General features: G+C 73.9%; 20 protein-coding genes and 1 tRNA gene. 17 read left to right on the forward strand and 4 right to left on the reverse strand.

Going from position 1 to position 26,631, the window contains the following annotated elements; genetic code table 11:
- Positions 1–13: 13 nt before the first annotated feature.
- The 14 genes from OG799_RS00645 to OG799_RS00710 all read left to right on the forward strand — a co-directional run bounded on the left by OG799_RS00645 (position 14) and on the right by OG799_RS00710 (position 16,207).
- Positions 14–1,576 carry a sugar ABC transporter ATP-binding protein gene (locus OG799_RS00645; protein ID WP_406041992.1) on the forward strand — a complete coding sequence of 521 codons (1,563 nt, stop codon included), beginning with the start codon at positions 14–16 and terminating at the stop codon, positions 1,574–1,576.
- Positions 1,573–2,691, forward strand: a complete 1,119-nt coding sequence (locus OG799_RS00650) for an ABC transporter permease (RefSeq protein ID WP_406041994.1) — start codon at positions 1,573–1,575, stop codon at positions 2,689–2,691. Before OG799_RS00645 ends, OG799_RS00650 begins: the two co-directional genes overlap by 4 nt.
- Before the next feature lie 92 nt (positions 2,692–2,783).
- A complete protein-coding gene (locus OG799_RS00655) occupies positions 2,784–3,836 on the forward strand; it encodes a substrate-binding domain-containing protein (protein WP_406041996.1) in 1,053 nt (350 codons plus the stop codon).
- 20 nt (positions 3,837–3,856) lie between these two features.
- On the forward strand, positions 3,857–5,068 hold the full coding sequence (locus tag OG799_RS00660; protein ID WP_406041998.1) for a Gfo/Idh/MocA family protein: 1,212 nt from the start codon (positions 3,857–3,859) through the stop codon (positions 5,066–5,068).
- A 424-nt stretch (positions 5,069–5,492) separates the two neighbouring features.
- Positions 5,493–6,653, forward strand: a complete 1,161-nt coding sequence (locus tag OG799_RS00665; protein WP_406042000.1) for an inositol-3-phosphate synthase — start codon at positions 5,493–5,495, stop codon at positions 6,651–6,653.
- Positions 6,637–7,557 (forward strand): SCO3242 family prenyltransferase, encoded by a 921-nt coding sequence (locus OG799_RS00670; protein ID WP_406042002.1) that lies wholly within the window; start codon positions 6,637–6,639, stop codon positions 7,555–7,557. The genes OG799_RS00665 and OG799_RS00670 overlap by 17 nt, the downstream gene beginning before the upstream one ends.
- Positions 7,554–8,609: a sugar phosphate isomerase/epimerase family protein gene (locus tag OG799_RS00675; RefSeq protein WP_406042004.1), complete on the forward strand. Its 1,056-nt coding sequence runs from the start codon at positions 7,554–7,556 to the stop codon at positions 8,607–8,609. Before OG799_RS00670 ends, OG799_RS00675 begins: the two co-directional genes overlap by 4 nt.
- Before the next feature lie 32 nt (positions 8,610–8,641).
- Positions 8,642–9,262 carry an EboA domain-containing protein gene (locus OG799_RS00680; RefSeq protein ID WP_406042006.1) on the forward strand — a complete coding sequence of 207 codons (621 nt, stop codon included), beginning with the start codon at positions 8,642–8,644 and terminating at the stop codon, positions 9,260–9,262.
- Positions 9,262–10,113 (forward strand): TatD family hydrolase, encoded by an 852-nt coding sequence (locus OG799_RS00685; protein ID WP_406042008.1) that lies wholly within the window; start codon positions 9,262–9,264, stop codon positions 10,111–10,113. The genes OG799_RS00680 and OG799_RS00685 overlap by 1 nt, the downstream gene beginning before the upstream one ends.
- Complete coding sequence (gene eboE, locus OG799_RS00690) at positions 10,113–11,306, forward strand: metabolite traffic protein EboE (protein ID WP_406042010.1); 1,194 nt, start codon at positions 10,113–10,115, stop codon at positions 11,304–11,306. The genes OG799_RS00685 and eboE overlap by 1 nt, the downstream gene beginning before the upstream one ends.
- Complete coding sequence (locus OG799_RS00695; protein WP_406042012.1) at positions 11,303–12,697, forward strand: alkaline phosphatase family protein; 1,395 nt, start codon at positions 11,303–11,305, stop codon at positions 12,695–12,697. Before eboE ends, OG799_RS00695 begins: the two co-directional genes overlap by 4 nt.
- Complete coding sequence (locus OG799_RS00700) at positions 12,694–13,761, forward strand: polyprenyl synthetase family protein (protein ID WP_406042014.1); 1,068 nt, start codon at positions 12,694–12,696, stop codon at positions 13,759–13,761. The genes OG799_RS00695 and OG799_RS00700 overlap by 4 nt, the downstream gene beginning before the upstream one ends.
- Positions 13,762–13,920: 159 nt before the next feature.
- Positions 13,921–14,973: a sensor histidine kinase gene (locus OG799_RS00705; protein WP_406042016.1), complete on the forward strand. Its 1,053-nt coding sequence runs from the start codon at positions 13,921–13,923 to the stop codon at positions 14,971–14,973.
- A gap of 223 nt (positions 14,974–15,196) precedes the next feature.
- Positions 15,197–16,207 (forward strand): sugar phosphate isomerase/epimerase family protein, encoded by a 1,011-nt coding sequence (locus OG799_RS00710; RefSeq protein WP_406042018.1) that lies wholly within the window; start codon positions 15,197–15,199, stop codon positions 16,205–16,207.
- 36 nt (positions 16,208–16,243) lie between these two features.
- On the opposite strand, the gene OG799_RS00715 is transcribed toward OG799_RS00710, so the two are convergent.
- From OG799_RS00715 to OG799_RS00730, 4 genes are all read right to left on the reverse strand, one after another.
- A complete protein-coding gene (locus tag OG799_RS00715) occupies positions 16,244–17,428 on the reverse strand; it encodes an ROK family protein (protein ID WP_406042020.1) in 1,185 nt (394 codons plus the stop codon).
- 111 nt (positions 17,429–17,539) lie between these two features.
- Positions 17,540–18,613, reverse strand: coding sequence for a sugar phosphate isomerase/epimerase family protein (locus tag OG799_RS00720; RefSeq protein WP_406042022.1), 1,074 nt, complete (start codon positions 18,611–18,613; stop codon positions 17,540–17,542).
- Between the two features lie 95 nt (positions 18,614–18,708).
- Entirely contained in the window at positions 18,709–22,047 is a 3,339-nt protein-coding gene (locus OG799_RS00725; RefSeq protein WP_406042024.1) for a ThuA domain-containing protein, read from the reverse strand.
- Between the two features lie 261 nt (positions 22,048–22,308).
- Positions 22,309–22,713: a hypothetical protein gene (locus OG799_RS00730; protein WP_406042026.1), complete on the reverse strand. Its 405-nt coding sequence runs from the start codon at positions 22,711–22,713 to the stop codon at positions 22,309–22,311.
- A gap of 273 nt (positions 22,714–22,986) precedes the next feature.
- On the opposite strand from OG799_RS00730, the gene OG799_RS00735 reads away from it, so the two are divergent.
- The 3 genes from OG799_RS00735 to OG799_RS00745 all read left to right on the forward strand — a co-directional run bounded on the left by OG799_RS00735 (position 22,987) and on the right by OG799_RS00745 (position 26,631).
- A tRNA-Asn gene (locus tag OG799_RS00735) sits at positions 22,987–23,059 on the forward strand.
- 178 nt (positions 23,060–23,237) lie between these two features.
- Positions 23,238–25,376 (forward strand): MMPL family transporter, encoded by a 2,139-nt coding sequence (locus tag OG799_RS00740; protein WP_406042028.1) that lies wholly within the window; start codon positions 23,238–23,240, stop codon positions 25,374–25,376.
- Positions 25,366–26,631 carry an NAD(P)/FAD-dependent oxidoreductase gene (locus tag OG799_RS00745; protein ID WP_406042030.1) on the forward strand — a complete coding sequence of 422 codons (1,266 nt, stop codon included), beginning with the start codon at positions 25,366–25,368 and terminating at the stop codon, positions 26,629–26,631. The genes OG799_RS00740 and OG799_RS00745 overlap by 11 nt, the downstream gene beginning before the upstream one ends.

A 26,631-nucleotide genomic window follows, 5' to 3' on the forward strand; every position in this document is an offset into this window, starting at 1 on the left:
CGAGGAGGCCGTCGTGACGAAGGCACCCCTGGTGGAGGCCCCCGCGGACACCGTCGCGGGCGAGGTGGTCCTGCGCCTCACCGACGTGGTCAAGACCTTCCCCGGCGTACGCGCGCTGGACGGGGTGCAGCTGGAGGTGCGCGCCGGCGAGGTGCACTGCCTGCTCGGGCAGAACGGCGCCGGGAAGTCCACCCTGATCAAGGTGCTCTCCGGGGTGCACCGGCCGGACGCCGGCGAGGTGCACTGGCGCGGTGAGCCAGCGGCCTTCGCCAACCCGCAGGCCGCGATGCGGGCCGGGATCGCCACCATCTACCAGGAACTCGACCTGGTGGAGGACCTCTCGGTCGCGGAGAACGCCTTCCTCGGCCACGAGCCGCGCAGGTTCGGGTTCGTCCGTCGCGGCCGGATGGCTCGCCGGACCCGGGAGATCCTCGGCCGCCTCGGTCACCCGGAGATCCCGCCGGGACGGATGGTCCGGGCGCTGCCCGCCGCCGGCAAGCAGATCGTCAGCATGGCGCGGGCGCTCTCCCACGAGGCCCGGCTGATCATCATGGACGAGCCGAGCGCGGTGCTGGCCCACGACGAGGTGGGCAACCTGTTCCGGATCATCCGGGAGTTGACCGCGCAGGGCATCGCGGTCATCTACATCTCGCACCGGCTGGAGGAGATCCGCGAGATCGGCGACCGGGTGACCGTACTCAAGGACGGCCGGACCACCGCGGCGAACCTGCCGGCGCGCGACACCCCGACCCGCGACCTGGTGGCGCGGATGACGGGCCGCAGCATTGAGTACGTCTTCCCGGACCGCCCGGCCGCCGACCCGGACGGCGCCGAACTGCTGCGAGTGGACGGCCTGACCCGGCCGGGCGAGTTCGCCGACGTCTCGCTGAGCGTGCGGGCCGGCGAGATCGTCGGCGTCGCCGGGCTGGTCGGCTCGGGCCGGTCCGAGCTGCTGGAGACCATCTACGGCGCCCGCCGCGCGCAGGCCGGCACGGTCCGGATGGGCGGCCGTACGCTGCGGCCCGGCAGCGTCGGCGCGGCGGTGCGGGCCGGCATGGGGATGGCTCCCGAGGAGCGCAAGAGCCAGGCGCTGCTGCTCGGCGAGCCGATCTACCGCAACGTCACCCTGGCGACCTTCGGCCGGTACGCCCGCCTCGGCTTCACCGACGCCGGGCGGGAACGGGCCGAGGCGGACCGGATCGCCGATTCCCTGGAGCTGCGTCCCCGCGACGTCAGGCGGCCGGTGCGCACCCTGTCCGGGGGCAACCAGCAGAAGGTGGTGGTCGGGCGCTGGCTGCTCGGCGACACCCGGCTGCTGCTGCTCGACGAGCCGACCCGCGGCGTGGACGTGGGGGCCCGGGCCGAGCTCTACCAGGTCATCCGGCAGTTGGCCGCAAGCGGCGTCGGCGTGCTGCTGGTCTCCAGCGAGGTGCCCGAGGTGCTGGGGCTCGCCGACCGGGTCCTGGTGATGCGGGAGGGCCGGGTGGTCCGCGAGGCCCCGGCCGGCGAACTCGACGAGAACACCGTGCTCGACCTCGTCATGGCGGGGTCCCTCATGGAAGGTGCGCCAGCATGAGCGAGCTCTCTCCAACCGCGGCGCCGGAGCGGGCGGCGGACCTGCCGGCGCAGTCGCCGCCGGTCGACCCGGCCGAGACCGCGGCGGCCGCGAGGTCCGACCGGGCCGGCCGGCTCTCCTGGTGGCGGGGTGACGGCGGCGAGGGCGCCAAACGCAACCTGGGCCTGCTGGCGACCCTGGTGGTGCTGGTCGTCATCGGCATCCTCACCCGGCCCGATCTGTACGGGAACGCGAGCTGGGTGTGGGGCAACACGCTCACCATCCTCAAGCTCGCCTCGGTGGTCGGCGTGGTCACCGTCGGGATGACCTTCGTGATCATCGGCGGAGGCATCGACCTGTCGGTCGGCGCGATCGTCGCCCTGGCCGGCGTCTGGTCCACCACGCTCGCCACCCAGAGCTACGGCGCCGGCGGCATGATCTTCAGCGCGCTCACCGTCGGGCTGGCCGTCGGCGTGGTCAACGGCCTACTCGTCTCGTACGGGCGGCTGGTGCCCTTCATCGCCACGCTGGCCATGATGGTGGCCGCCCGGGGGCTGGCCGCCGAGATCTCCGACAAGCAGACCCAGGTCTCCACCAACAACTTCATCAACGGCATCGCCGCCACGGACCTGCTCGGCATCCCGCTGCTGGTCTACATCCTCGCCGCGGTGGTCGCCGCCGGCTGGGTGCTGCTGAACCGGACCACCTTCGGCCGCCGCACCGTCGCCGTCGGCGGCAACCCGGAGGCCGCCCGGCTCGCCGGCATCAACGTCCGGCGACACACCCTCTACCTGTACGCGCTCTCCGGCCTCTGCTGCGGCATCGCCGCGGTGATGCTGACCGCGCAGGCCACCTCCGCGCAGGCGGCGATGGCGAACCTCTACGAGCTGGACGCGATCGCCGCCGCCATCATCGGCGGGACGCTGCTCAGCGGCGGGCGGGGCACCATCATCGGTTCCCTGCTCGGGGTGGTCATCTTCTCCACCATCACCAACCTGTTCGCCATCAACGGCCTCTCCACCGAGGCCCAGAACATGGTCAAGGGCGGCATCATCGTCGCCGCCGTCCTGATCCAGCAGGTGCAGTTCCGCAGCCTCACCCAGTTCCTCGGCCGAAACCGGGCCACCACCACCTGACCCACCGCGACACCGGCGGCCACCTCGACAGCGACGGTGGCCGGGACAACCACACCCATTTTCACCCCACCACCTCATTCATGGAGGTCGTCATGACCCAGCACAGTCGCGACCTGTCGCGCCGCCGGTTGCTGTTCGGCGGGGCCGCGCTCTCCGCCGGCGTCGTACTCGCCGGCTGCACCAGCAACGAGGCGGCGCCGACCGCCGCCCAGACGAAGGCCGCCGCGGCCGGCGGCAACGCCGACCCGGGCAAGAAGGTGACCATCGGCTTCTCCGCCCCGGCCGCCGACCACGGCTGGATCGCCGCCATCACCAACAACGCCAAGGCGCAGGCCGGGGCGTACTCGGACGTGGAGTTCAAGAGCGTGGAGGCCGGCGCCGACGCGGCGGCCCAGCGCGCTGCGCTGTCCACCCTGATCTCCCAGAAGCCGGACGTGATCGTGCTGCTGCCGCACGACGGCAAGGAGCTCAACGCGTTCGGCCTGGAGGCGATGAAGGCCGGCATCCCGGTGGTCAACCTGGACCGGGCCTTCCCCGACGCGCGGGCCTACCGGCTCCAGATCAAGGGCGACAACTACGGCATGGGGGTGGCCGCCGCCACCTACATCGTCGCGCAGCTCAAGGCCAAGGGGGTCAGCAACCCGGTCATCGGCGAGATCCCCGGCATCGACTCGCTGGAGCTGACCCAGGAACGCTCCAAGGGCTTCGCCGACACCCTCGCCGCGAACGGCCTGAAGGTGGCCAACCGGCGGCCGGCCGAGTTCACCGCCGACTCGGGCCAGCAGGCGGCCACCGGCCTCTTCCAGGCGTTGCCGAAGATCGACGCGCTCTGGAACCACGACGACGACCAGGGCATCGGTGTCCTGGCCGCGGTCAACCAGGCCAACCGCAAGGAGTTCTTCATGGTCGGCGGCGCCGGCTCGAAGAAGGCGATGGAGGACATCCAGGCCGACAACACGGTGCTCAAGGCCACCGTCACCTACAGCCCGTCGATGGCCTCCTCGGCCATCTCCCTGGCCCGCCTGATCGGGCAGGGGAAGGGCATGTCCGACCTGGTGGAACTCCAGGTTCCGAAGGAGATCGTCCTCGCCTCCGAGACGATCACCAAGGAGAACGCGAGCACCTACCTGAAGCTCGGGTTCTGACACACGGGGGGAGACCCACCTTGTCCACTCACGACAGACACCTGCGGGTCGGCATGGTCGGCTACGCGTTCATGGGCGCCGCGCACTCCCAGGCGTGGCGCACCGTGAACCGGGTGTACGACCTGCCGGCGCAGGTCCGGATGTCGCTCATCTGCGGCCGGGACGAGTCGAAGGTGGCCGACGCCGCCGGCCGGCTCGGCTGGGAGGCGCACACCACGGACTGGCGGCGGCTGGTCGAGTCCGACGAGATCGACGTGGTCGACATCTGCACGCCGGGCGACAGCCACTGTGAGATCGCGATCGCCGCGCTGGCCGCCGGCAAGCACGTGCTCTGCGAGAAGCCGCTGGCCAACACCGTCGAGGAGGCCCGACTGATGGCGGCGGCCGCCGCCCGGGCCCGGGCCGGTGGGGTACGCGCCATGTGCGGGTTCAACTACCGCCGGGTGCCGGCGGTCACCATGATGCGGCAGCTGGTCGCCGACGGACGGCTCGGCGTGGTCCGGCACGTCCGGGCGGCGTACCTGCAGGACTGGATCGTGGACCCGCAGTTCCCGCTGGTCTGGCGGTTGCAGAGGGACAGGGCGGGCTCCGGCGCGCTCGGCGACATCGGCGCGCACATCGTCGACCTCACCCAGTACGTCACCGGGCAGCGGATCAGCGGGGTCAGCGCGCTGACCGAGACCTTCGTCAAGGAGCGGCCGTTGCCGACCGGGTCGAGCGGCCTGGCCGCCCACGCGGACGGCAACGGCCAGGCCACCGGCCCGGTCACCGTCGACGACGCGGCGGCCTTCGTCGCCCGGCTCGACGGCGGCGCGCTGGCCACGTACGAGGCCAGCCGGTTCGCCACCGGCCGCAAGAACGCGCTCCGGGTGGAGATCAACGGCTCGCTCGGCACCGTCTTGTTCGACCTGGAGCGCCTCAACGAGCTGGAGTTCTACGACGCCACCCGGCCCGCCGCCGAGCAGGGCTTCACCCGGATCCTGGTGACCGAGGGCGAGCACCCGTACATGTCGGCGTGGTGGCCGCCCGGCCACATCATCGGCTACGAGCACTCCTTCACCCACCAGATGCGGGACTTCGTGGAGGCCGTCGCCACCGGGGTCGACCCGGCACCCTCCTTCGCCGACGCGTTGCAGGTCCAGCTCGTGCTGGACGCGGTGACCCGCTCGGCGGAGCTGGGCTCCTCGTGGACGGAGGTGGCGCCGGACGTGGTGGCCGAACTGGCCGCCTGACCCGTCGCGGCGCCGGCCGACCCGCCGGTGCCGCCCGAGCGACTTTCCGGAGCCGGCCGGCGAGGGACCGGCCGCGGTTGCGCCCCGCGGCGGGGACGAGGCCGGCCCCGGAGGGCGTGCCACCGGAGCTTCTCCGGCGCGGCACGAGCAGCACGGCCGTCCGGTGCGGCCGGACCGGGATTCCCCGGCCGCACCGGCGGACGCGTACCACCTGGTGACGCGGGGGAGGCAGGGCCGGACGCCGACCGACCCTGCCTGCCAGCCCTGTCCGTCCACACCTGCCCGGGACCCCGTCCGGCGCGCTGCCGCCGACTTCGCCGCCGGACCCGGGCGCAACACCGGGATGGCCGCGGGCGGACGGGGCCCATCGGCACACCGACGACCAGCGAGATCTCGGCACGGAGGTTCCACGAAAGGAGCAACGATGCGTACGGGAATCTGGCTGATGGGGGCACGCGGCTCGGTCGCGACCACCAGCATCGTCGGGGCGCTCGCCCTGCGGGCCGGGCTGACCGGCCCGACCGGCTGCGTCACCGAGCTGCCCGAGCTGCGCGGGCCGGCCCTGCCCGCCTTCACCGACCTCGTCCTCGGCGGCCACGACGTGGTGGCCACCCCGCTGATCAAGCGGGCCGAGGCGCTGGCGGCCGCCGGCGTGCTGCCCGGCCGGCTGGTCGACGCGCTCGCCAAGGAGCTGGCCGACGTCGAGCGGGCGCTGCGCCCCGCCCCGACCGGGGGCACCCAGGCCGACCGGGCCGCCGCCGTGGTCCGGGACCTGACCGACTTCCGGGACCGGCACGCGCTGGACCGGGTGGTGGTGGTGAACGTCTGCGCCACCGAACCGGCCGCCGTCGGGCACCCGGCGCACCTCGCCCCCGCCGCGCTGCGCACCGCGCTGGCCGGCCCCGGCGAGGTGCTACCGCCCAGCTCGCTGTACGCGTACGCGGCCTTCACCGCCGGCTGCCCGTACGTCGACTTCACGCCGTCCACCGGGGCCCGGCTGCCGGCGCTGGCGGCGCTGGCCGCGGAACGCGGCCTGCCGTACGCCGGGCACGACGGCAAGACCGGGGAGACCCTGGTCAAGTCGGTGCTCGCGCCGATGTTCGCGATGCGGCACCTGGCCGTCCGCTCCTGGTCGGGGGTGAACCTGCTCGGCGGCGGCGACGGCGCGAACCTGGCGGACCCGGCGGCGAACGCGGCCAAGGTGGCGAGCAAGCAGCGGGTGCTGGGCGAGACCCTCGGCTACGTCCCGCAGGGCGACACCCGGATCGACCACGTCGAGGAGCTGGGCGACTTCAAGACCGCCTGGGACCTGATCACCTTCGCCGGATTCCTGGGCACCGGGATGCGGATGGAGTTCACCTGGCACGGCTGCGACTCCGCGCTGGCCGCCCCGCTGGTGCTCGACCTGGCCCGACTCGCCGCCGCCGCGCACGCCGCCGGCCGGCACGGCCCCCTGCCGGAGCTGGCCTTCTTCTTCAAGGACCCGCTCGACGCCCCGACCCACTCGCTCGCCGAGCAGTGGGCCCTGCTGCACGACTTCGTCGCCCGCCTGCACCGGGGAGGCGACGATGACGGGTCTCGCTGATCTCGCCGAACTGGTCCGGGTGCCGGCCGCGCTCTCCGTACCGGGGGACGTGCTGGCGGGTGCGGCGGCGGCCGGCGTCCTGGACCGCCGGACGCCGGCGCTGGCTGGGGCGTCGGTGCTGCTCTACTGGGCCGGCATGGCGGCCAACGACTGGGCCGACCGGCGGCTGGACGCCGTCGAGCGGCCGGAACGGCCGATCCCGTCCGGCCGGGTGAGCCCGCCGGCCGCGCTCGGGCTCGCCGCCGGCCTCACCGCCGCCGGGCTCGCCCTGGCCGCCGCCGCCGGGGGCCGACGGGCGACGGCCGTCGCGGTGCCGCTCGCCACCGCCGTCTGGGGGTACGACCTGCTGGCCAAGAACACCGCCGCCGGTCCCGCCGTGATGGCCGCCTGTCGGGGGCTGGACGTGCTGCTCGGCGCCACCTCCGCCGGTCCGCCCGGTGCTCCGGGCGCCCGCCGTGCCGGCGGCCCGGCGTCGCGGGGTGGCGGATCCCCGTCGGCGGGGGTACGGCTGGCCCGGGCGCTGCCGGCGGCGCTGACCGTGGCGGCGCACACCTGGACGGTCACCGCGCTGTCCCGCCGCGAAGTCAGTGGCGCCGACCGGCGGCTGCCCCGGGCCACCCTGGCCGGCACCGCCCTGGTCACGGCGAGCGCGCTGGGCGGCACCGGTCCGGTGCCGGCCGTGCTCGCCGCCGGCTACGTCACCCGGTACGCCGGCGCGCAGGCCCGGGTGCTGGCCGAGCCGTCACCCGGCCGGGTCCGGGCGGCGGTCGGCGCCGGCATCACCGGCCTGCCCGCGTTGCAGGGCGCCCTGACCGCCCGGGCCGGCGCCCGGCTGCTCGGCCTGGCCGTCGCGGCCGCCGCCCCGCTGGGCCGCCGCCTTGCCCGGGTGGTGTCGCCGACATGACCGGGCGGGCGGCACCGGGCGCGGCGGGGGTGGCGCAGGCTCCGCTCCGCCCGACCGGGCTGCGGTTCGGCTACGGCACCAACGGCTTCGCCAACCATCGGCTGCCCGACGCGGTGGCGGTCATCGCCGACCTCGGCTACCAGGGGGTGGCGCTCACCCTGGACCACGACCACCTGGACCCGTTCGCCCCCGGGCTGGCCCGCCGGGTCGCCGCCGTGCACCGACGGCTGACCGCGCTCGGCCTGGCGGTGGTGGTCGAGACCGGGGCCCGCTACCTGCTCGACCCGTGGCGCAAGCACGCCCCGACGCTGCTGCACGACGATTCGGCCCGGCGGGTCGACTTTCTGCGCCGGGCGGTACGGATCGGCGCCGACCTGGGCGCCGAGGCGGTGTCGTGCTGGGCCGGGGTGAGCCCACCGGGGGTGCCGCCGGCCGTCGCGTGGGACCGGCTGGTGGCCGGCTGCGCCACGGTCTGCGCCGAGGCGGCGGCGGTCGGTGTGCCGCTCGGCTTCGAGCCGGAGCCGGGCATGCTGGTCGAGGAGATCGCCGGCTGGCGGCGGCTGCGGGACGCGCTCGGCGCGCCGCCCGCGTTCGGCCTCACCCTCGACATCGGACACTGCCGCTGCCTGGAGCCGGCACCGGTGCCGGAGTGCGTGGCGGCGGTCGCCGAGCACCTGGTCAACGTGCAGATCGACGACATGCGCCGAGGTGTGCACGAACACCTGGAGTTCGGCACCGGCGAGATCGACTTCCCGCCGGTGCTGCGCGCGCTGGCCGACGCCGGCTACCGCGGCCTGGTCGCGGTGGAGCTGCCCCGGCATTCGCACGCCGCGCCGGCCGTGGCCGCTCGCTCGCTCGACTTCCTCCGGGCCGCCGCCCGGACGGCCGACGCCGCGGCCCCGCCGGCCCGCGCGTCCCGCCCGGCCGGTCCCGCGCCGGGCCGGACCACCGACTCGGCCCCTTTGCTCTGCTGCAGCGACGGCAACACCCCGCGTCCGATATCCGGACAACCGCTGTTGCCTGGGGTGCGGCAGAGCAAAGGCGGTGGCTGAGCACCTGCCACCCGACTCAGAGGGGAGACGGCATGACACCCGACCGACTGCGCGCCGCGCTGCGGGGCGTACCCGATCCGCGGTGGCTGGACGCGGCGCTGCGCCGCGTCGCCACCGAACCGGCGGCGATCGCGCGGTTCTTCCCCGCCGCCGCGCGGCGCTGCGGGCGGGCGCCGCTGCCCGACCCGCCCGGCTGGACCGTCGACGAGGCCGCCCGGGCGCTGCTGCTCACCGCGCTCCCCGCCGATCACGCCGCGGCGGCGGAGACCCTCTACCAGCACGGCGACGCGGCCGAGAAGCGGGCCGTGCTGCGGGCGCTGCCGCTGCTGCCGATCGGCGCGGCCTGCGTACCGCTGCTGCACGACGCCATCCGCACCAACGACACCCGGCTGGTCGCCGCCGCCCTCGGCCCGTACGCCCGGCACCTGGAGCAGTCCGCCTGGCGGCAGGCGGTGCTCAAGTGCGTCTTCACCGGCGTGCCGCTGGCCGTCGTCGACGACCTCGACGGCCGGGCCGACGGCGAGCTGGCGGCGATGCTGGCCGCGCTGGCCGCCGAGCGGCACGCCGCCGGCCGCACCATGCCCGCCGACGCCACCGACCTGCTCGACCGGCTCGGCGCCGGCTCGGACCTGACCACCGCCAGGGAGGCGTGATGCGCATCTTCGACCCGCACATCCACATGACCTCACGGACCACCGACGACTACGAGCGGATGGCCGCCGCCGGGGTGCGCGCGGTGGTGGAGCCGGCGTTCTGGCTGGGCCAGCCGCGCACCAGCGCCGCCACCTTCGTCGACTACTTCGACTCGCTGATCGGCTGGGAGCCGTTCCGGGCCGGGCAGTTCGGCGTCCGGCACCACGCCACCGTCGCGCTCAACCCCAAGGAGGCCAACGACCCGCGCTGCCACCCGGTGCTCGACCTGCTCCCGCGCTACCTGGACAAGGACGGTGTGGTGGCGGTCGGCGAGATCGGCTACGACTCGATGACCCCGGCCGAGGACGCCGCGTTCGCCGGCCAGCTCGCCCTGGCCGTCGGCCACGACCTGCCCGCCCTGGTGCACACCCCGCACCGGGACAAGGCGCGGGGCGTCGAGCGGAGCCTCGCGGTGGTCGCCGAGTCGGGCATCGAGCCGGGCCGGGTGCTGGTCGACCACCTCAACGAGATCACCGTGAAGCTGGTCCGGGACACCGGCTGCTGGCTGGGCTTCTCCATCTACCCGGACACCAAGATGACGCCGTCGCGGATGGTCGAGCTGCTGCGGACGTACGGGACCGAGCGGATGCTGGTCAACTCGGCGGCCGACTGGGGGCGCTCCGACCCGCTGCTCACCCGGGCCACCGGCGAGGCGATGCTGCTCGCCGGCTTCACCGACGACGACGTCGACCGGGTGCTGTGGCGCAACCCGGTGGAGTTCTACGGCCAGTCCGGCCGGCTCGACCTCGGCGACCTGGCGACGCCCGCCCCGACCTTCGCCGGCAACTCCATCCTGCGCGGGGGCGAGTGATGCGGCTCCGGCACGCCGACGGCAGCACCGTGCACCTCGGCTACTGCACCAACGTCCACCCGGCCGAGGACCTGGCCGGCATCCTCGCCCAGCTCGACCGGTACGCCGTGGCGGTCCGCCGGGCCCTCGACGCCGACCTGCTGGGCCTCGGGCTCTGGCTGGCCGCCCCGGTCGCCGCCGAGCTGGCCGCCGACCCGGCCCTACGCCGGCGGCTGCGCGCCGAGCTGACCGTACGCGGGCTGGAGGTGGTCACCCTCAACGGCTTCCCGTACGCGTCGTTCCAGGCGCCGGTGGTCAAGGGCGCCGTCTACCACCCGGACTGGACCAACCGCGACCGGCTGGCGTACACGCTGCAGCTGGCCCGGGTGCTGGCCGACCTGCTCCCCGAGGACGCGGCCCGGGGCTCGGTCTCCACCCTGCCGCTGGCCTGGCGGCAGCCGTGGGACGCGGACCGCGCGGAGGCGGCCCGGCGGCGGCTCGCCGACCTGGCGACCGGGCTGGCCGCCGTGGAGCGGGAGACCGGCCGGCCGATCCGGGTCGGCTTCGAACCGGAACCGGGGTGCATTGTGGAGTCCACGGGACAGGCGGGCGCGGTATTGTCAGCCATGGATACCGACCGGCTCGGGATCTGCCTCGATCTGGCGCACCTCGCGTGCGCCTGGGAGGAGCCGGTCGAGGCGCTGGGCCGGCTGGAGTCGGCCGGGCTGCCGGTGGTCAAGGTCCAGGTCTCCGCCGCCGTCGAGGCCGCCGACCCGGGCGGCTCGGCCGAGGCGCTGCGCCGCTGGGTGGAACCCCGCTTCCTGCACCAGACCCGGGCCGCCGGCTGCGCGTCCGCCGCCGACCCGGCCGACCCGGCGTACGCGGCCGACGACCTGGACGCCGCGCTGGACGCGAAGCTGCCCGGCCCGTGGCGGGTGCATTATCACGTGCCGCTGCACGCACCGCCCGAGCCGCCGCTCACGTCCACCCTGCCGGTGCTGCGGGCCGCCCTCGCCGGGCTCTTCGCCGGTCCGGCCGCCGGCTGCGACCACCTCGACGTCGAGACGTACACCTGGGGGGTGCTGCCGGCGGCACGGCGGCCGCGCACCGACACGGAGCTGGCCGCCGGGATCGCCGCCGAGCTGGCCTTCGCGCGCGACGAGCTGGTCGCGGTCGGCCTGGCGGCCCCGGCCGGGACGGGGGTCGGGCGATGAGCCGCCGGCTGGTGGTACTCGACGTGGTGGGGCTGACCCCGCGGCTGCTCGTGCACATGCCGCGGCTGCGCGCGGTCGCCGAGGCCGGCTTCGCCGCCGAGCTGGGCACCGTGCTGCCCGCCGTGACCTGCTCGGTGCAGTCCACCTTCCTCACCGGCGAACCGCCCGCCGGGCACGGGATCGTCGGCAACGGTTGGTACTTCCGGGACCTGGGCGAGGTGCTGCTGTGGCGGCAGCACCACGCGCTGGTCGGCGGGGAGAAGCTCTGGCAGGCGGCCCGCCGGGTCGAGCCCGGCTACACGGTGGCGAACGTCTGCTGGTGGTACGCGATGGGCGCCGACGTGGACTGGACGGTCACCCCGCGCCCGGTCTACCACGCCGATGGGCGCAAGGAGCCGGACTGCTGGACCGACCCGCCCGAGCTGCACGACATGCTCACCGACGCGCTCGGCACCTTCCCGCTGTTCACCTACTGGGGGCCGGGCGCGGGGCTGCCCTCGTCCCGGTGGATCTGCCGGGCCGCCGAGCGGATCCTGGCCGACCAGGCACCCGACCTGACCCTGGTCTACGTGCCGCACCTGGACTACGACCTGCAACGCTTCGGCCCGAACTCGCCGCGGGCCGCCGCGGCGGCGGCCGAGCTGGACGCGGTGCTCGCCCCGCTGCTGGAGGCCGCGCGGGCCAAGGACGCGACGGTGGTGGCGCTGTCGGAGTACGGCATCACCGACGTCTCCCGGCCGGTGGACGTCAACCGGCTGCTGCGCGCCGAGGGGCTGCTGCGGGTCTACACCCAGGCCGGCATGGAATACCTCGACCCGTGGACGTCCCGGGCCTTCGCGGTCGCCGACCACCAGGTGGCGCACGTCTACGTCAAGGACCCGGCCGAACTGCCGGCGGTGGCGAAGCTCTGCGCCGGGCTGCCCGGGGTGGCCGAGGTGCTCGACGCCGACGGCCAGGCCGGGTACGGCCTGGACCACGCCCGCTCCGGCGAGCTGGTGCTGGTGGCCGAGCCGGACGCCTGGTTCACCTACTACTACTGGCTCGACGACGCCCGCGCCCCCGACTTCGCCCGGCTGGTGGAGATCCACCGCAAGCCCGGCTACGACCCGGCCGAGTTGTTCTTCGACCCGGCGGCGCCGGCCGTCGCGAAGCGCCGGGCGGCGGTGGCGCTGGCCCGCAAGAAGCTCGGCCTGCGCTACCTGATGAGCGTGGTCGGGCTGGACGCCGGTGCCGGGGCGGTCCGTGGCTCGCACGGCCGGCTGCCCGCCGACCCGGCGGACGGGCCGGTGCTGCTCTGCTCGGATGCGTCCGCCGCCCGCGACCGGCTGGCCGCGACCGACGTGAAGGCGCTGCTGCTCCAGCTCGCCGGACTGGCCCGGGAGGCCCCATGACCGTAACCGTCGTACCGACCGACCCGGCCCTGCTGCGGGCGCGCTTCGACGCGGAGCTCGCGGCGTTCCTGCACCGGCAGGGGCCGGGTCGGTCGGACGGCGTCCCGGGGGCCGTCCACGCCGCCCTGCACCGGTTCGTCCTGGCCGGTGGCAAGCGGCTGCGGCCCCTGTTCTGCTACTGGGGTTGGCGGGGTTTCGGCGGCCCGGACGGGGCGCCGATCATGGCCGCGGCGGCGGCGCTGGAGCTCTTCCACGCCTTCGCGCTGATCCACGACGACATCCTGGACCGCAGCGACCGCCGGCGCGGCCAGCCCACGGTGCACCGGCACTTCGCCGACCTGCACGCCCGGTCGTCCTGGCGGGGCGACCCCGAGGCGCACGGGCGGGACGGCGCCCTGCTCTGCGGCAACCTCTGCGTCGCCTGGTCGCAGGAGATGTTCCACGGCTGCGGGTTGGGCGCCGAGCAGCTGCGCCGGGGGTACGCGGTCTTCGCGCTGATGCGCGCCGAGGTGATCGCGGGGGAGTACCTGGACCTGGTCTCGGCCGCCGGGGACGGCTCGGTGGCGACCGCGCTGACCGTGATCCGGATGAAGACCGCCCGGTACACGGTGACCCGGCCGCTGCAGATCGGCGCCGCCCTGGCCGGCGCGGACCCGGCCGCGGTGGCCGCCCTCGCCGAGTTCGGCGATCCGATCGGCGACGCCTTCCAACTCCGTGACGACCTGCTCGGGGTCTTCGGCGACCCGGCGGTCACCGGCAAGTCCACCGTGGACGACCTGCGCGAGGGCAAACCCACGGTGCTGATGGCACTGACCCGGGCCGCCGCCGACCGGGCCGGGACGGCCCGGCTGCGGGCCCTGTTCGGCAATCCGGCGCTGGACGCGGCGGGCGCCGCCGAGCTGCGGGAGGTCATCGAGGCCACCGGGGCCCGGGAGCGGGTGGAGCGGATGATCCGGGCGCGCGCGGCGCAGGCGTCGGCCGCGCTGGACCGGCAACCCCTGACGGAGCCGGCGCGGTCGGCGCTCGCGGACCTGGCGGCCCGCGCGGTGCATCGCCGACACTGACCAACACGTGCTGCGCACGGCGCCCACCTTCCCCCGCGACCTCTGCCGGGACCTGCCCGCCACCCGCTGACCGGCATCGGCCCGACCGGCCCGGCGACCCGCCGAGCCGACTGCGGACGCACGCGGTCCCGGCCGGGCCGGCTGCCGTACCTTGACCGCATGGGACGTCTCGCCCAGTGGCGCCGGGTCGCCCGGGCTCACCCGACGCTCGCCGACGCACTGCTGGCCACGCTGCTCTTCGCGGTCAGCCTGCTGCCGGTGAACTCACCGGGCGGCCCGCCCCGCGACCCGCTCACCGCCGGAGCGGTGCTGCTGGCGCTCATCGGCTGCGCCGCGATCGCGGTCCGCCGCCGGTACCCGCTCCCCGTGCTCGGTGGCACGCTCACCACCGTGGTGCTCTCGCTCCTCACCCACCAGGCGCGCGGCCCCTTCGTGATCACGGTGGCGATCGCCGCGTACACGGTTGCCACGCGGTCCGACCGGCGGACCGCGTGGCTCGCCGGCGCGACGAGCGCCCTCGTGCTCGGTGCGGCAGCGGTGGCCACCCTGGGGGTGCCCTGGTGGGACCCGGCCGTCGTGGTGCTGCTGCTCTGGTTCGGCGTCGCCGTCGCCGGAGGTGACGCGGTGCGCAGCCGGCGGGCGTACGTGGCGGTGCTGGAGGAACGGGCCCGGCGGGCCGAACAGACCCGGGAGGAGGAAGCCACCGAGCCGGTGCCCAGCCTCAACCGGCTGGACGCGCTGGTCGAGGGCTTCGCCGCCGGCCAGCCGGTGCGCTGGACCCTCGCCGGGCAACCCCGGCCGCTGCCCGGCGCCGTCGACGTCGCGGCCTACCGGATCATCCAGGAGTCGCTGATCAACGCGCACCGGCACGCGCCGGGCGCGCCCGTCGCGGTCCGCCTGCGCTACGACCCGGACGGCGTCACCATCGAGGTACGCGACGACGGCGTCCCCGGGCCGGCCTCGACCGGCGTTCGCGGCCCGGCGCCGACCGACGGCCCGGACACCGCGGCCGTCCCCGCCGGCCAGGAGCCGGGCGGGCCGGAGCGGGCAGCCGCCGGCGCCCCGGCAGCGGGTCCCGGGTCCGGGCTCGGGCTGCTCGGCATGCGGGAGCGGGCCGAGGCCGTCGGCGGCGTGTTCAGCGCCGGTCCGCGTCCCGAGGGCGGCTTCCTGGTCCGCGCCGAACTGCCCGCCCCCGAGGAGCAGGCAGCGTGAGCGCGAGGAGCGAGCCGGTCCGGCGAGCCCTTCCTAACCACGCGGGGCCGACCTAGAGTGAAAGCGGCGACCGCGAGGTGGCCGGTGACCCGACGGGAGGCGCAACCCGTCGGGGCCCAGGCGCGCAACCGCGCCCACCGGTGCTCCGGCGTGGCCGCCCGCACCCGGTCGCCCTCGCCCCGGCCCGCTTCGGAATCCCCCACCACGACAGGGGAGAAGGACAATGGCGCGACCGATCACGCTCTTCACCGGCCAGTGGGCCGACCTTCCGTTCGACGAGGTCTGCCGGCTCGCCGCCGAATGGGGGTACGACGGCCTGGAGATCGCCTGCTGGGGTGACCACTTCGAGGTCGACAAGGCCCTCGCCGACGAGTCGTACGTCGAGCGGAAGCTGGCCACCCTCGCCAAGCACAATCTCCAGGTCTTCGCCATCTCCAACCACCTGGTCGGGCAGGCGGTGTGCGACCACCCGATCGACGAGCGGCACCAGGACATCCTGCCCGCCCGGCTCTGGGGCGACGGCGAGCCCGAAGGGGTACGCCGGCGCGCCGCCGACGAGATGAGGGACACCGCCCGGGCGGCGGCGAAGCTCGGGGTGAAGACGGTGGTGGGCTTCACCGGCTCGTCGATCTGGCACACCCTGGCGATGTTCCCGCCGGTGCCCCCGGCCATGATCGAACGCGGGTACGCCGACTTCGCCGACCGGTGGAACCCCATCCTGGACGTCTTCGACGAGGTGGGGGTCCGTTTCGCTCACGAGGTGCACCCCAGCGAGATCGCGTACGACTACTGGACGACCAAACGAGCCCTGGAGGCGATCGGTCACCGCCCGGCGTTCGGGCTGAACTGGGACCCGTCGCACTTCGTCTGGCAGGAGCTGGACCCGGTCAACTTCATCTTCGACTTCGCCGACCGGATCTACCACGTCGACTGCAAGGACGCGAAGGTCCGCACCGGCGACGGCCGGCGCGGCCGGCTCTCCTCCCACCTGCCCTGGGCGGACCTGCGTCGCGGCTGGGACTTCGTCTCCACCGGACACGGGGACGTACCGTGGGAGGACTGCTTCCGGGCGTTGAACGCGATCGGGTACACCGGCCCGATCTCGATCGAGTGGGAGGACGCCGGCATGGACCGGCTGGTCGGCGCACCCGAGGCGCTCCAGTTCGTGCGCCGGCTCGCCTTCGACGCCCCGGCGGCCGCCTTCGACGCCGCCTTCAGCAGCAACCGGGACTGACCCGCGCCACCCGGGGCCGGCGCCGCCGGCCCCGGGTCAGCGGGCCGCGAAGACCTGGTCGCTGATCAGGCGGGCCGCGCCGACCAGGGCGGCCCGGTCGTCCAGGTCGGACAGGACGATCGGCATGCTGCCGGTCGCCAGCGGCGTGGAGCGCCGGTAGACCACCCCACGGATCTCGGCGAGCAGCACCGGCCCGATGCCGGGTGCCGCGCCGCCGATGATCACGATGGCCGGGTTGAAGAAGCTGACCAGGCCGACCAGCACCTGGCCCAGCCGGCGGGCGCCGTCGCGGACCAGGGTCTGCGCGGCGGGATCGCCGGCCGCCGCCGCCCGCGCGACGTCGGCCGCGGTCAACGTCCCGGCCTCCGCCAGTCGGTCGGCGAGCGCCGTTGACCGGCCGCCGTGCGCGGCCGCCAGCGCCTCCCGGGTCAGGGCACCGTCCCCGCAGTACGCCTCGACGCAGCCGCTGTTGCCGCAGTCGCAGAGCGGGCCGTCGTCGGTCAGCCGCAGGTGGGCGATGTCACCGGCCCCGCTGGTCGCGCCGCGGTAGAGCGTGCCGCCCAGCACCAACCCGCACCCGATGGCGCTGCCGAGCTTGACGTAGAGGAAGTCGTCGAACGCCCGGCCGGTGCCGGCGTGCAGCTCACCCAGGGCCATGACGTTGGCGTCGTTGTCCACCTGCACCGGGCAGCCCAGCTCGGCGGCGATCGCGTCGCGGACCGGGAAGTGGTGCCAGCCCGGTAGGGCGGGCGCGGGGAGCGGCGCCCCCTCCCGTACCGCAACCGGCCCGGGCAGGGCCACGCCCACCCCGGTCAACCGGGACAGCCCCGCCTCGGCCCGGAGCTTGCCGAGCAGGTCGACGGCGCGGCCGACGACCGCCTCCGGCCCGCTCCGGACGTCGACCGGCTCGCCGAGGCGGGAGAGCACGGCCAGCTCGCCGTCGGTCAGCGCCACGTCGAGCTGCCCGGCCCGGACGGTCACCGCGCCGAAGCGGACCTGCCCGGCGATCCGCAGCAGGGACGAGCGGCGACCACCCCGGGACGCGGCCGGCCCGGCGGTCTCCACCAGCCCCTGGGCGGTCAGCCGGTCCACCTCAGCGATGAACCGGGTCCGGTTCAGCCCGAGGGCGTCGGCGAGCTCGACCCGGGAGCGGGGGCCGTCGTCGCGCAGCAGGCGCAGCAGCCGTGCCTGGTCCGGGTTCTCCGGTCCGATCAACGTCATCGCGATCACCTCCATCGGCGAATCTTCCACACCCCCGTCACGGGCGCGTGACGTGAGGGGGCCGCGCCCGGTTTCCCGGGCGCGGCCCCTGCGGTGTTTCAGTCGGGTCGGTCAGCCCCGCAGACCCGACATGTGCTGGTAGCTGATCTCCGCGTAGCGCAGCGACCGGCCCGGGTCGGCGCTGCCGCCCGGCGCGTTGTCCTGCTCCCACATCGGGTTGTGGTAGCCCTTCGCGCCCATGTTGGCGAAGAAGGTGCCGTAGTCGATGTCGCCCTGGCCGAGCGGCACCATGTCGTAGCCGGCGGAGTTGGCCGGGTTGAACGCGCCGTCCTTGGCGTGGAACAGCGGGAAGCGGGTGGTCCGGGCCGCCACCGTGGCCAGCGGGTCGAAGACGTTCGTCTGCGTCACGCCGTCCGGGTCGACGTAGCTGCGGTACCGGTACTGCGCCACGTGCGCCCAGTAGATGTCCATCTCGAACCAGACCCACTCCGGGTTGGTCAGCCCGAAGAAGTACTCCAGCTTCCGGATGCCGGAGGACCGGGTCGGCCGGCCCAGTCCGTCCAGCGGGCCGCTGTCCTGCAGGAAGTTGTACGCCGCGTCGTGGTTGTGCGTGTAGAGCTTCAGCCCTCGGGCGGCGGCCATCTCGCCGAAGGTGTTCCACCGGTCGGCGGCGGCGTCCCAGTCGGCCTGGTAGTTGCTGCCGGTCGGGTCGTTGCCGGTGCCGATGTGCGTCATGCCGAGAATCTCGGCGGTGTCCAGGGTCTGCTCGAACGCGGCGATGGTGTCCGGGGTGACCGTGCTCGGCACCGAGGCGTGCGAGCCGTTCGCCCGCAGCCCGTTGTCGTCCAGGATCTTGCGGATCTCCGTGGGGGTGATCTGCCGGCCGAGGATGCCGGTGTTCTGGGTGTAGCCGGCGAACTCGACCTCCTTGTAGCCGATCTCGGCGAGCCGGCCGAGCACCCGCTCGAAGCCGTACGGGACGCCGGAGGTGTCCGGTGCGGCGCTGATCCGGTCGCGGACGCTGTAGAGGATGATGCCGCGCTTGCCGGTCGGGACGAGCAGGCCGTTGCCCTCGGCGGCGGCCGACGGGGACCAGCCGGCGGCGCCGACGGCGACCGCACCGGCGGCGCCGGCGATGGTGCCGAGCATCCGGCGACGGCTCATTCCGTGCTGTGTGTCATTCATGTGCTGGCTGCCTTCCGTGGCTAACTGGTGATGGGGGACTGGTGCTCCGGTGGTCCGGGTGGGGCCGCCGGTGGCGGCCCCACCCGGAGCGGTCGTCACGGGGTGACGCCGATGCCCTGGCCGGTGAACTCGGCCCAGTTGAGGTTGCCGAAACCGCTGGCCGGGCCGCCGGGGACGGTGGTGAAGACCAGGTAGAGCCGGTGCGAGCCACCCGGATCGGTGAGCGGCACGGTGGTGCTGGTGAAGGCGTTGTTGCCGCTGGTCGCGTTGACCGTGGCGGTGGTCAGCAGCGGGCCGGTGGGGGAGTCGAGCCGGAGCTGGACGCCGAACCGGGGCTGCCCGGCGGTGGCGGCGCTGCCACCGGAGGTACGCAGCGTCACCGACTGCATGTTCGTCAGGTTCACGGTGTTGTTGATCGCGATCCAGTCGCCCGGGTCGAGGCTGCCACGCTGCTGCCCGCCGCCGGTGTCGGCGCTGGCGCCCACCGTGGTGCCCGACTCGTCGGTGGCGAACTCGACCTCCTGGCGCTTGGCCTGGACGATCTGCTGGTCCACCGTGGTCAGCGCCGGCTGCCCGTTCGCCCCGCCGTCGGTGTACGACGCGCTGACCACGCCGTAGATGTAGCCGCCGTGCGAGGCGTCGTCCGGGTCGGTGGGCAGTACGCCGGAGCAGCCGAACTGGTTGGCCTCACCGTGACCGTGCTGGTCGTGGTCGAGGACGAAGGTCACCTCGACCTTGGCGCAGTCGACCGGCCCGTCCTCGGGGTCGGTGACGGTCACCGACCACGGGATGTCGTCGCCCCAGCTGAAGAAGCCGCCCTCGAGCGGGGTGGTGACGGTGACGGTCGGCGCGGTGTTGCCGACGGTGATGGTGGTGTTCGCCGACGCGGTCTTGCCGCTGGAGTCGGTCACCGTCAGCCGGGCGGTGTAGACGCCGTTGGTGGTGTAGGTGTGCGTCGGGTTCGGCTCGATGGAGTCGGTGGTGCCGTTGCCGTCGAAGTCCCAGGCGAACGAGATGGAGTCGGCCGGGTCCGGGTCCTTCGAGCCCTCGCTGGAGAAGGCGACGGTCAGCGGCGCGGTGCCGTTGGTCGGGGTCGCGGCCAGCACGGCGGTGGGCGCCCGCAGGCCCTTGACGTAGCTGAACTTCAGCATCGCCGCGTCCGGGTTGATGTTGAAGAACCCGTCCCCGTACGTGAGCAGGTAGAAGTTGCCGTCCGCGCCCCAGCGCATGTCCATCGGGTTGTCGCAGAGGAACGGCTTGGCCGGCGTGGTCGGCGCCTGGCCGCAGTTCAGCACATTGTTGATCTTCAGGATGTCACCCTTGTCGTCCAGCCGGACCTCCTTGAGGGTGTCCCGGGTGAACTCGCCGAAGAAGATCGTGCCGTCGTAGTACTCGGGGAACTTCGTCTCCGACTTCAGGTTCGGGTCGTAGTCGTACTTCGCCGCGCCGTGCGGGCCGACGCCGCCCGTGCCGAGCTCGGGGAAGAGCACCGGACAGGTCTGCGTGGGCGTCGACAGGTACGACTCCGGGCACGGGGTCGGCGCCTGGAACGAGTACCACAGCTCGGACTTCTCCACCGCCGGCAGGTCGGTCAGACCGGTGTTGTGCCGGGAGGTGTTCTTCGGCGCCGCGCAGTCGAAGGGCGCGACCGGCGAGATCGGATTGGTCGTCCAGTTCATCTCGATGTACGGCAGGTTCGGCTGCACGCACATCGGCCAGCCGTAGTTCGCCGGCTTGTCGACCACCATCATCCGGCCGGTGCCCGCCGGCCCCCGGCCCACCTGGGCGGTCGAGGAGTCGGGGGAGTAGTCGGTGACGTAGGCGACGTCCTTCTTGTCGAGGGTGATCCGGAACGGGTTCCGGAAGCCCATCGCGTAGATCTCCGGCCGGGTCTTCGCGGTGCCGGCCGGGAACATGTTGCCCGCCGGGACGGTGTACGTCCCGTCCGCCCCCACCGTGATGCGCAGGACCTTGCCGCGCAGGTCGTTGGTGTTGGCCGCGCTGCGCCGGGCGTCGACGAAGGGCGCCTGGTAGACCCCGGTGGCGCTGACCGAGTCGTTGTGCGGCGAGAAGCCGCCGGAGCCGCCGCCGCCGGCCGGGGTGTCGTCCCCGGTGACCAGCCAGAGGTTGTTCTTCGAGTCGAACGCGATGTCACCGGCCACGTGGCAGCAGGCCCCCCGGTCCACCGGCACCTGGAGGATCTTCTGCTCGGTGCTCAGGTCCAGCGACGGGGTGTCCCCGTCGACGAACTTGAACCGGGAGAGCTGGAAGTAGCCCTTCCACACGTCCCAGGCGGCCGGGTCGGTGCTGGTGGTCGGCGCGCTGCCGGTGGGCGTGTCCAGCGGGGGCGCGTAGTACAGGTAGACCCATTTGTTGGTGGCGAAGTCCCGGTCGATCGCCGGGCCGTACATCCCGTCCTCGCTGTTGGTGTAGACCGGGATCTGGGCCAGCACGGTGGTCTGGTTCGTCGCCGGGTTGTGCAGCCGTACGCCGCCGCGCCGGTCGGTCTGGATCACCCGGCCGTCGGGGAGCACGTCGAAGCCGATCGGCTCGCTGACGTTGGGCTGCGCCCCGATCACCGTCATCTGGTAGTTGGCCAGGACGGTCGCGCCGCAGTCGCCGTCGGTGACTCCGGCCGCCCACTGGATCGCGCCGCCGAGGTGGGCGCGCAGGTCGGTGCTGCCGTAGCTCGCCGCGGTGGCGCCGAGTCCGGTGTAGAACGACCGGCCGCCCTGGTAGTCCTTGCACCAGGTCACCGGGTGGTCGTAGCCCATCGTGCCGCCGGCGTAGGTCTTCTCGTCCACCGTGGCCAGCACGTGCGAGACGCCGCGGACGTTGGCCGCGAAGTTGTACCAGCTGTCGGTGGTGGTCCACCGCTGCGGCAGCGTCTCGGAGGCGGGGTGGACCCGGTCGGCGACGGTGACGGTGGCCTTGCTGACCGCGGAGGCGGCGCCGGTGGCCCGGGTGCCCAGCACGTTGGTGAGGAAGGACCAGCTCGGTTCCGCCTCGATCGCGGAGTGGACGCCGACGAAGCCACCGCCGTCGCGGTAATACTGCTCGAAGGCGGCCTGCTGGGTGTCGGTCAGCACGTCGCCGGCGGTGTTCAGGAAGACCACCGCGCGGAACTGCTTCAGGTGCGGGTCGTCGAACTTGCGCGCGTCGTCGGTGACCTCGACGGTGAAGCGCCGCTCGCGCCCGAGCTGCTGGATGGCCTGGACGCCGGCGGCGGTGGCGGCGGGGTCGCCGCCGGTGGCCGACCGGGTAAAGACGAGCACCTTGTACTCGATGCCGTTGCCGACGGGCGCCGGTGCGGCGAGTGCCGGCGCGGCCTGCGCCGGGGTCGGCTGCCGCTCCGCCGTCGCGACGAGTGTCGCGCCGACGAGGGCGAGCAGGCTCAGGTGGATGGCGGCCCTGCGGCCGAATGGTCTGCGCATCGAACCTCGCTCTGGTCGGGCGGGTCCGCCTCAGCCGGGACGAGGCTGAGGAGGTCGCTGGGGAGGTGACGAGAGCCTGGCCAGGTTCTACGCAGGACGATATTTGCGCACGGGAAGAAAGAGAAGAGGTTCAAGGCGAAAGTTTCAGATAAACCGCTCGGACTTTTGTTCGCCATCAGCAAAAGTCGGACGGTTCCGTTCTGGACGGACGACAGCGGGCCGGTCACCCGAAGGTGGCCGGCCCGCTGTGGTCGGTGCGGGTCAGAGGGTGCTGGCGTTGGTGCCCGTCCCCGACGGCTTGGGGCGAGGGTTCGTGGTGGCCGACGACCCGGAGGTCGAGGCGGACGAACCCGCGCCGGACGAACCGGCCTTGGCGCCCACCGTGGCCGGCGTGCCGGCGAACGGCTTGTCGGCCGCGGTCAGCTCGGACGTGTTGCCGTTGCCGCCGAGCTTCTCGCCGAGCTTGGTCTGGCCGAGCTTGTCCTTGCCCTCGCTGTAGAGCCGGGTCGCCTGAGCCTGCGCGACACCCGCCGCCTCCTGGACGGTCGGGTGGTCGAGCACCTTGCGGCCCCGGACCACCAGCTCCTCGTACTTCTCCCGACCGGCACGGGCGCCCAGGACGAATCCCGCAGCCAGCCCGCCAAGAAACATGATCTTTCCGCGCATGGCGGCTCCTCTCGTACCTGACGCGCTGTCGTCCCCGACCGGGAACGACCCACTCGCGCCTACGTCCTCTGTCGGCGGCTAACTACCCATCCTGCTCCGTGCTCATGCCTCCATGCGCCCAGATGACGATTTGTCCGATTCTGGGGCGGGTCCGCATCCCGAGGGGTGAGCGGGAGGCGGTGCGGTAACCCCCTGGCGCACCACCCCCCGGTGTCCTGTACTCTTGTCCCCGTCGCACGGCGCGGAGAGATCCGTGAGCCGGGCGATGCACGGTCCCCCGTAGCTCAATTGGCAGAGCAGCCGGCTGTTAACCGGCAGGTTTTTGGTTCGAGTCCAAACGGGGGAGCTCAGCTCCAGCACGCGCCCGTCGGCCCCGCCGGCGGGCGTTTTCCGTTGCGCCGCCTTCTCCCGTACGCGCCCTCGACGGGCGGTTTGGGCCCGGAGTCACCTCTCGGCCGGCAGGATGGTCGATGTCGACCAAACTCCCGTTGCGTCGATTGGTGCGTCGATTCCAAGGGGCGAAGATGGCCGAAGGACGGGGTCGTTGGACGGCCACGCTGATCGCCGTGGCGGTCGTGCTCGGCTGGCTGGTCATCGGCGGGATCGCCGGGCCGTACTCGGGGAAGCTCGGCGAGGTCGCGACCAACGACAACGCGGCGTTCCTGCCCACCGACGCGGAGGCCACCCGGGCCCAGAACCTCTCCGCCGGCTTCGTGGCGAAGGAGACGACACCGGCGCTCGTCGTCTACGAACGGACCTCCGGCATCACCCCGGCCGACGAGCAGCGCGTGCGGGCCGACGCGGCCCGGTTCGCCCAGCTGCCCGGCGTGCTGGGCCCGTTGCCCCCGCCGATCGTCAGCCAGGACCGCCAGGCCGTGCAGGTGATCGTCCCGATCGACGCCGCCGAGGGCGAGCAGATCCGCAAGGTCGTCGACGAACTGCGCGACATCGCCGGCCCGGACCGCGACGGGCTGACCGTCAACGTGGCCGGCCCCGCCGGCCTGCTCGGCGACCTGATCGAGGTCTTCACCGCCATCGACGGGCCACTGCTGCTGGTCACCCTGGTCGTCGTCCTGATCATCCTGCTGATCGTCTACCGCAGCCCGGTGCTCTGGATCTTCCCGCTGCTCGCCGCCGGGATGTCGTACTCGCTGGCGTCGGTCTTCGTCTACTTCCTCGCCAAGCACGACGTGATCAAGCTCAACGGGCAGGCGCAGGGCATCCTCACCGTGCTGGTCTTCGGCGCCGGCACCGACTACGCCCTGCTGCTCATCGCCCGCTACCGGGAGGAGCTGCACCGGCACCACCGGCCGTGGGACGCGATGAAGACCGCTTGGCGGGGCGCCGCACCGGCCATCGTCGCCTCCGGCGTCACGGTCATCGTCAGCCTGCTCTGCCTGCTGCTGTCCAGCCTCAACTCCAACCGGGCGCTCGGGCCGGTCGCCGCCCTCGGCATCGCCGCCACGCTGCTGGTGATGCTCACCTTCCTGCCCGCCCTGCTGGTGCTCGGCGGACGGTGGGCGTTCTGGCCGCGTACCCCCCGAAAGGACCAGGCGGACCCGCAGACCGAGCACGGCATCTGGAGCCGGATCGCCGGCTTCGTCGCCCGCCGGGCCCGGACCGTGTGGCTGGTCACCGCCGTCGCGCTGGCCGCGCTCACCCTGGGCCTCAGCCAGCTCGGCGCCACCACCCTCGGCCAGTCCGACCTGTTCACCAGCCGCACCGACTCGGTCGCCGGCCAGGAGGTGATCGCCCGACACTTCCCGGCGGGCACCGGCAGCCCGGCCACCATCTTCACCACCCAGGCGACCGCGCAGCAGGTGGCCCAGGTGGCCCAGGGCGTGCCCGGGGTGGCCTCGGTCCGCCCGGTCACCCAGCAGGGGCAGGCCGGCCCGCCCGACCCCAACGCGCAGCCCAAGGTGGTCGACGGCCGGGTGGAGCTGCAGGCGACGCTGGCCGACCCGCCGGACAGCAACGGCGCCGAACGGACCATCCGCGGCCTGCGCGAGGCGGTGCACAAGGTGCCCGGCTCCGACTCCGTGGTCGGCGGCTTCACCGCCATCAACGTGGACACCGCCGACGCCTCCACCCGGGACCGCAATGTCATCATCCCGGTGGTGCTCGTGGTGATCGCGGTCGTCCTGGCCCTGCTGCTGCGCGCCCTGCTCGCCCCGCTGCTGCTCATCGCCACCGTGGTGCTGTCGTTCCTGGCCACGCTGGGGCTCTGCGCGCTGATCTTCAAGTACCTGCTGGGCTTCCCCGGCGTCGACCAGTCCTTCCCGCTCTTCGCGTTCGTCTTCCTGGTCGCCCTCGGCATCGACTACAACATCTTCCTGATGAGCCGGGTCCGCGAGGAGACGCTCAAGCGCGGCACCCGCGCCGGGGTGCTCGGCGGCCTCGCCGTCACCGGCGGCGTGATCACCTCCGCCGGCATCGTGCTCGCCGCGACCTTCTCCGCGCTCGCCGTGCTGCCGCTGGTGGTGCTGGTCGAGCTGGGTGTGGCGGTCGCCGTCGGGGTGCTGCTCGACACCATCGTCGTACGGTCGCTGCTGGTGCCCGCCCTGGCGTACGACATCGGGCCGAAGATCTGGTGGCCGAGCCGGCTGTCGCGGACGAGCCGCGCGGGGGACCGGGCCGGCGCGGAGGTGGGCCGTGCTCGCTGAGACCGACGTGGTCGTGGTCGGCGGCGGCCTGGCCGGGCTCGCCGCCGCCCGCCGGCTGCACCGTGCCGGCGTGCCCTGGCGGCTGCTGGAGGCCGGCGACCGGCTCGGCGGCCGGGTCGCCACCGACCGGGTCGACGGCTACCTGCTCGACCGCGGCTTCCAGGTGCTCAACACCGCCTACCGCCGGCTGGGCGCCCTGCTCGACCTGGGCACGCTGGACCTCGGCTGGTTCACCTCCGGGGTGCTGGTCCGCCGCGGCGACCGCCTCGACCGGCTGGTCAACCCGCTGCGCGAGCCCACCGGGGCGGCCCGCACCGCCACCGCCGGGGTCGGGTCCCTGCTGGACCGGCTGCGCTTCGCCGCGCTCGCCACCGGCTGCGCCACCCTGCCCGCCGGTCGGCTGCTCACCGCGCCGGAGACCACCAGCGAGGCGGCCCTGCGCCGGGCCGGCCTCTCCGACGCGATCATCGAGGAGCTGCTCCGGCCGTTCCTCTCCGGCGTCCTCATCGACCGGGAGCTGGAGACCTCCAGCCACGTGCTGGCCATGGTGCTGCGCTCCTTCGCCCGCGGCCGGATCGGCCTGCCCGCGCACGGCATGGGCGCGCTGCCCCGCGCCATCGCCGCCCCGCTGCCCGCCGACCTGATCGAGCTGGACACCCCGGTCGCCGAGGTCGCGCCCGGCCGGGTCCGCACCCAGGCCGGCGACATCGACTGCCGCGCCGTCGTGGTCGCGGTGGACCCGCCGGCGGCGGGCACGCTGCTGCCCCGACTCGGCCGGGTACGCATGCACAGCTACCACACCTACTACCACGCCGCCGACACCGCGCCGCTGGACGAGCCGATCCTGCTGGTCGACGGCGACCGGCGGGAACTGGTCGCCAACACGGTGGTGCTCAGCAACGCGGCGCCGACGTACGCGCCGGCCGGGCGGCACCTGGTGGCCACCTCGGTGGTCGGCCCGCAGGCCCCGCCCGAGCCGGTGATCCGGCGGGAGCTGGACCGGCTCTACGGACGGCCGACCGCCGACTGGACCCACCTGACCACCGTGTCGATCCCGGACGCGCTGCCCGCCGCGCCGCCGCCGCAGGGCCGGCTGCGCAAGCCCGTCGCACTCGGCGACGGGCTCTTCGTCGCCGGCGACCACCGGGACAGCCCCTCCATCCAGGGTGCGCTCGCCAGCGGCTGGCGCACCGCCGGGGCCGTCCTCGCCGCGCTCCGCCCCAGGCCGGACGGTGTGTCCGAGCTGGACGGGTGA

It is taken from the genome of Micromonospora sp. NBC_00898, assembly GCF_045207895.1.
Lineage (GTDB): Bacteria > Actinomycetota > Actinomycetes > Mycobacteriales > Micromonosporaceae > Micromonospora.

What these genes read in the sequence shown, in the direction of transcription:
- OG799_RS00700 (WP_406042014.1), top strand. Translation starts at nt 12,694, where the DNA reads ATGACCGTAACCGTCGTACCGACCGACCCGGCCCTGCTGCGGGCGCGC.
- OG799_RS00685 (WP_406042008.1), top strand. Translation starts at nt 9,262, where the DNA reads ATGCGCATCTTCGACCCGCACATCCACATGACCTCACGGACCACCGAC.
- OG799_RS00655 (WP_406041996.1), top strand. Translation starts at nt 2,784, where the DNA reads ATGACCCAGCACAGTCGCGACCTGTCGCGCCGCCGGTTGCTGTTCGGC.
- OG799_RS00720 (WP_406042022.1), bottom strand. Translation starts at nt 18,613, where the DNA reads ATGAATGACACACAGCACGGAATGAGCCGTCGCCGGATGCTCGGCACC.
- OG799_RS00725 (WP_406042024.1), bottom strand. Translation starts at nt 22,047, where the DNA reads ATGCGCAGACCATTCGGCCGCAGGGCCGCCATCCACCTGAGCCTGCTC.
- OG799_RS00650 (WP_406041994.1), top strand. Translation starts at nt 1,573, where the DNA reads ATGAGCGAGCTCTCTCCAACCGCGGCGCCGGAGCGGGCGGCGGACCTG.
- OG799_RS00670 (WP_406042002.1), top strand. Translation starts at nt 6,637, where the DNA reads ATGACGGGTCTCGCTGATCTCGCCGAACTGGTCCGGGTGCCGGCCGCG.
- eboE (WP_406042010.1), top strand. Translation starts at nt 10,113, where the DNA reads ATGCGGCTCCGGCACGCCGACGGCAGCACCGTGCACCTCGGCTACTGC.
- OG799_RS00675 (WP_406042004.1), top strand. Translation starts at nt 7,554, where the DNA reads ATGACCGGGCGGGCGGCACCGGGCGCGGCGGGGGTGGCGCAGGCTCCG.
- OG799_RS00740 (WP_406042028.1), top strand. Translation starts at nt 23,238, where the DNA reads ATGGCCGAAGGACGGGGTCGTTGGACGGCCACGCTGATCGCCGTGGCG.
- OG799_RS00695 (WP_406042012.1), top strand. Translation starts at nt 11,303, where the DNA reads ATGAGCCGCCGGCTGGTGGTACTCGACGTGGTGGGGCTGACCCCGCGG.
- OG799_RS00705 (WP_406042016.1), top strand. Translation starts at nt 13,921, where the DNA reads ATGGGACGTCTCGCCCAGTGGCGCCGGGTCGCCCGGGCTCACCCGACG.
- OG799_RS00730 (WP_406042026.1), bottom strand. Translation starts at nt 22,713, where the DNA reads ATGCGCGGAAAGATCATGTTTCTTGGCGGGCTGGCTGCGGGATTCGTC.
- OG799_RS00680 (WP_406042006.1), top strand. Translation starts at nt 8,642, where the DNA reads ATGACACCCGACCGACTGCGCGCCGCGCTGCGGGGCGTACCCGATCCG.
- OG799_RS00665 (WP_406042000.1), top strand. Translation starts at nt 5,493, where the DNA reads ATGCGTACGGGAATCTGGCTGATGGGGGCACGCGGCTCGGTCGCGACC.
- OG799_RS00710 (WP_406042018.1), top strand. Translation starts at nt 15,197, where the DNA reads ATGGCGCGACCGATCACGCTCTTCACCGGCCAGTGGGCCGACCTTCCG.
- OG799_RS00715 (WP_406042020.1), bottom strand. Translation starts at nt 17,428, where the DNA reads ATGACGTTGATCGGACCGGAGAACCCGGACCAGGCACGGCTGCTGCGC.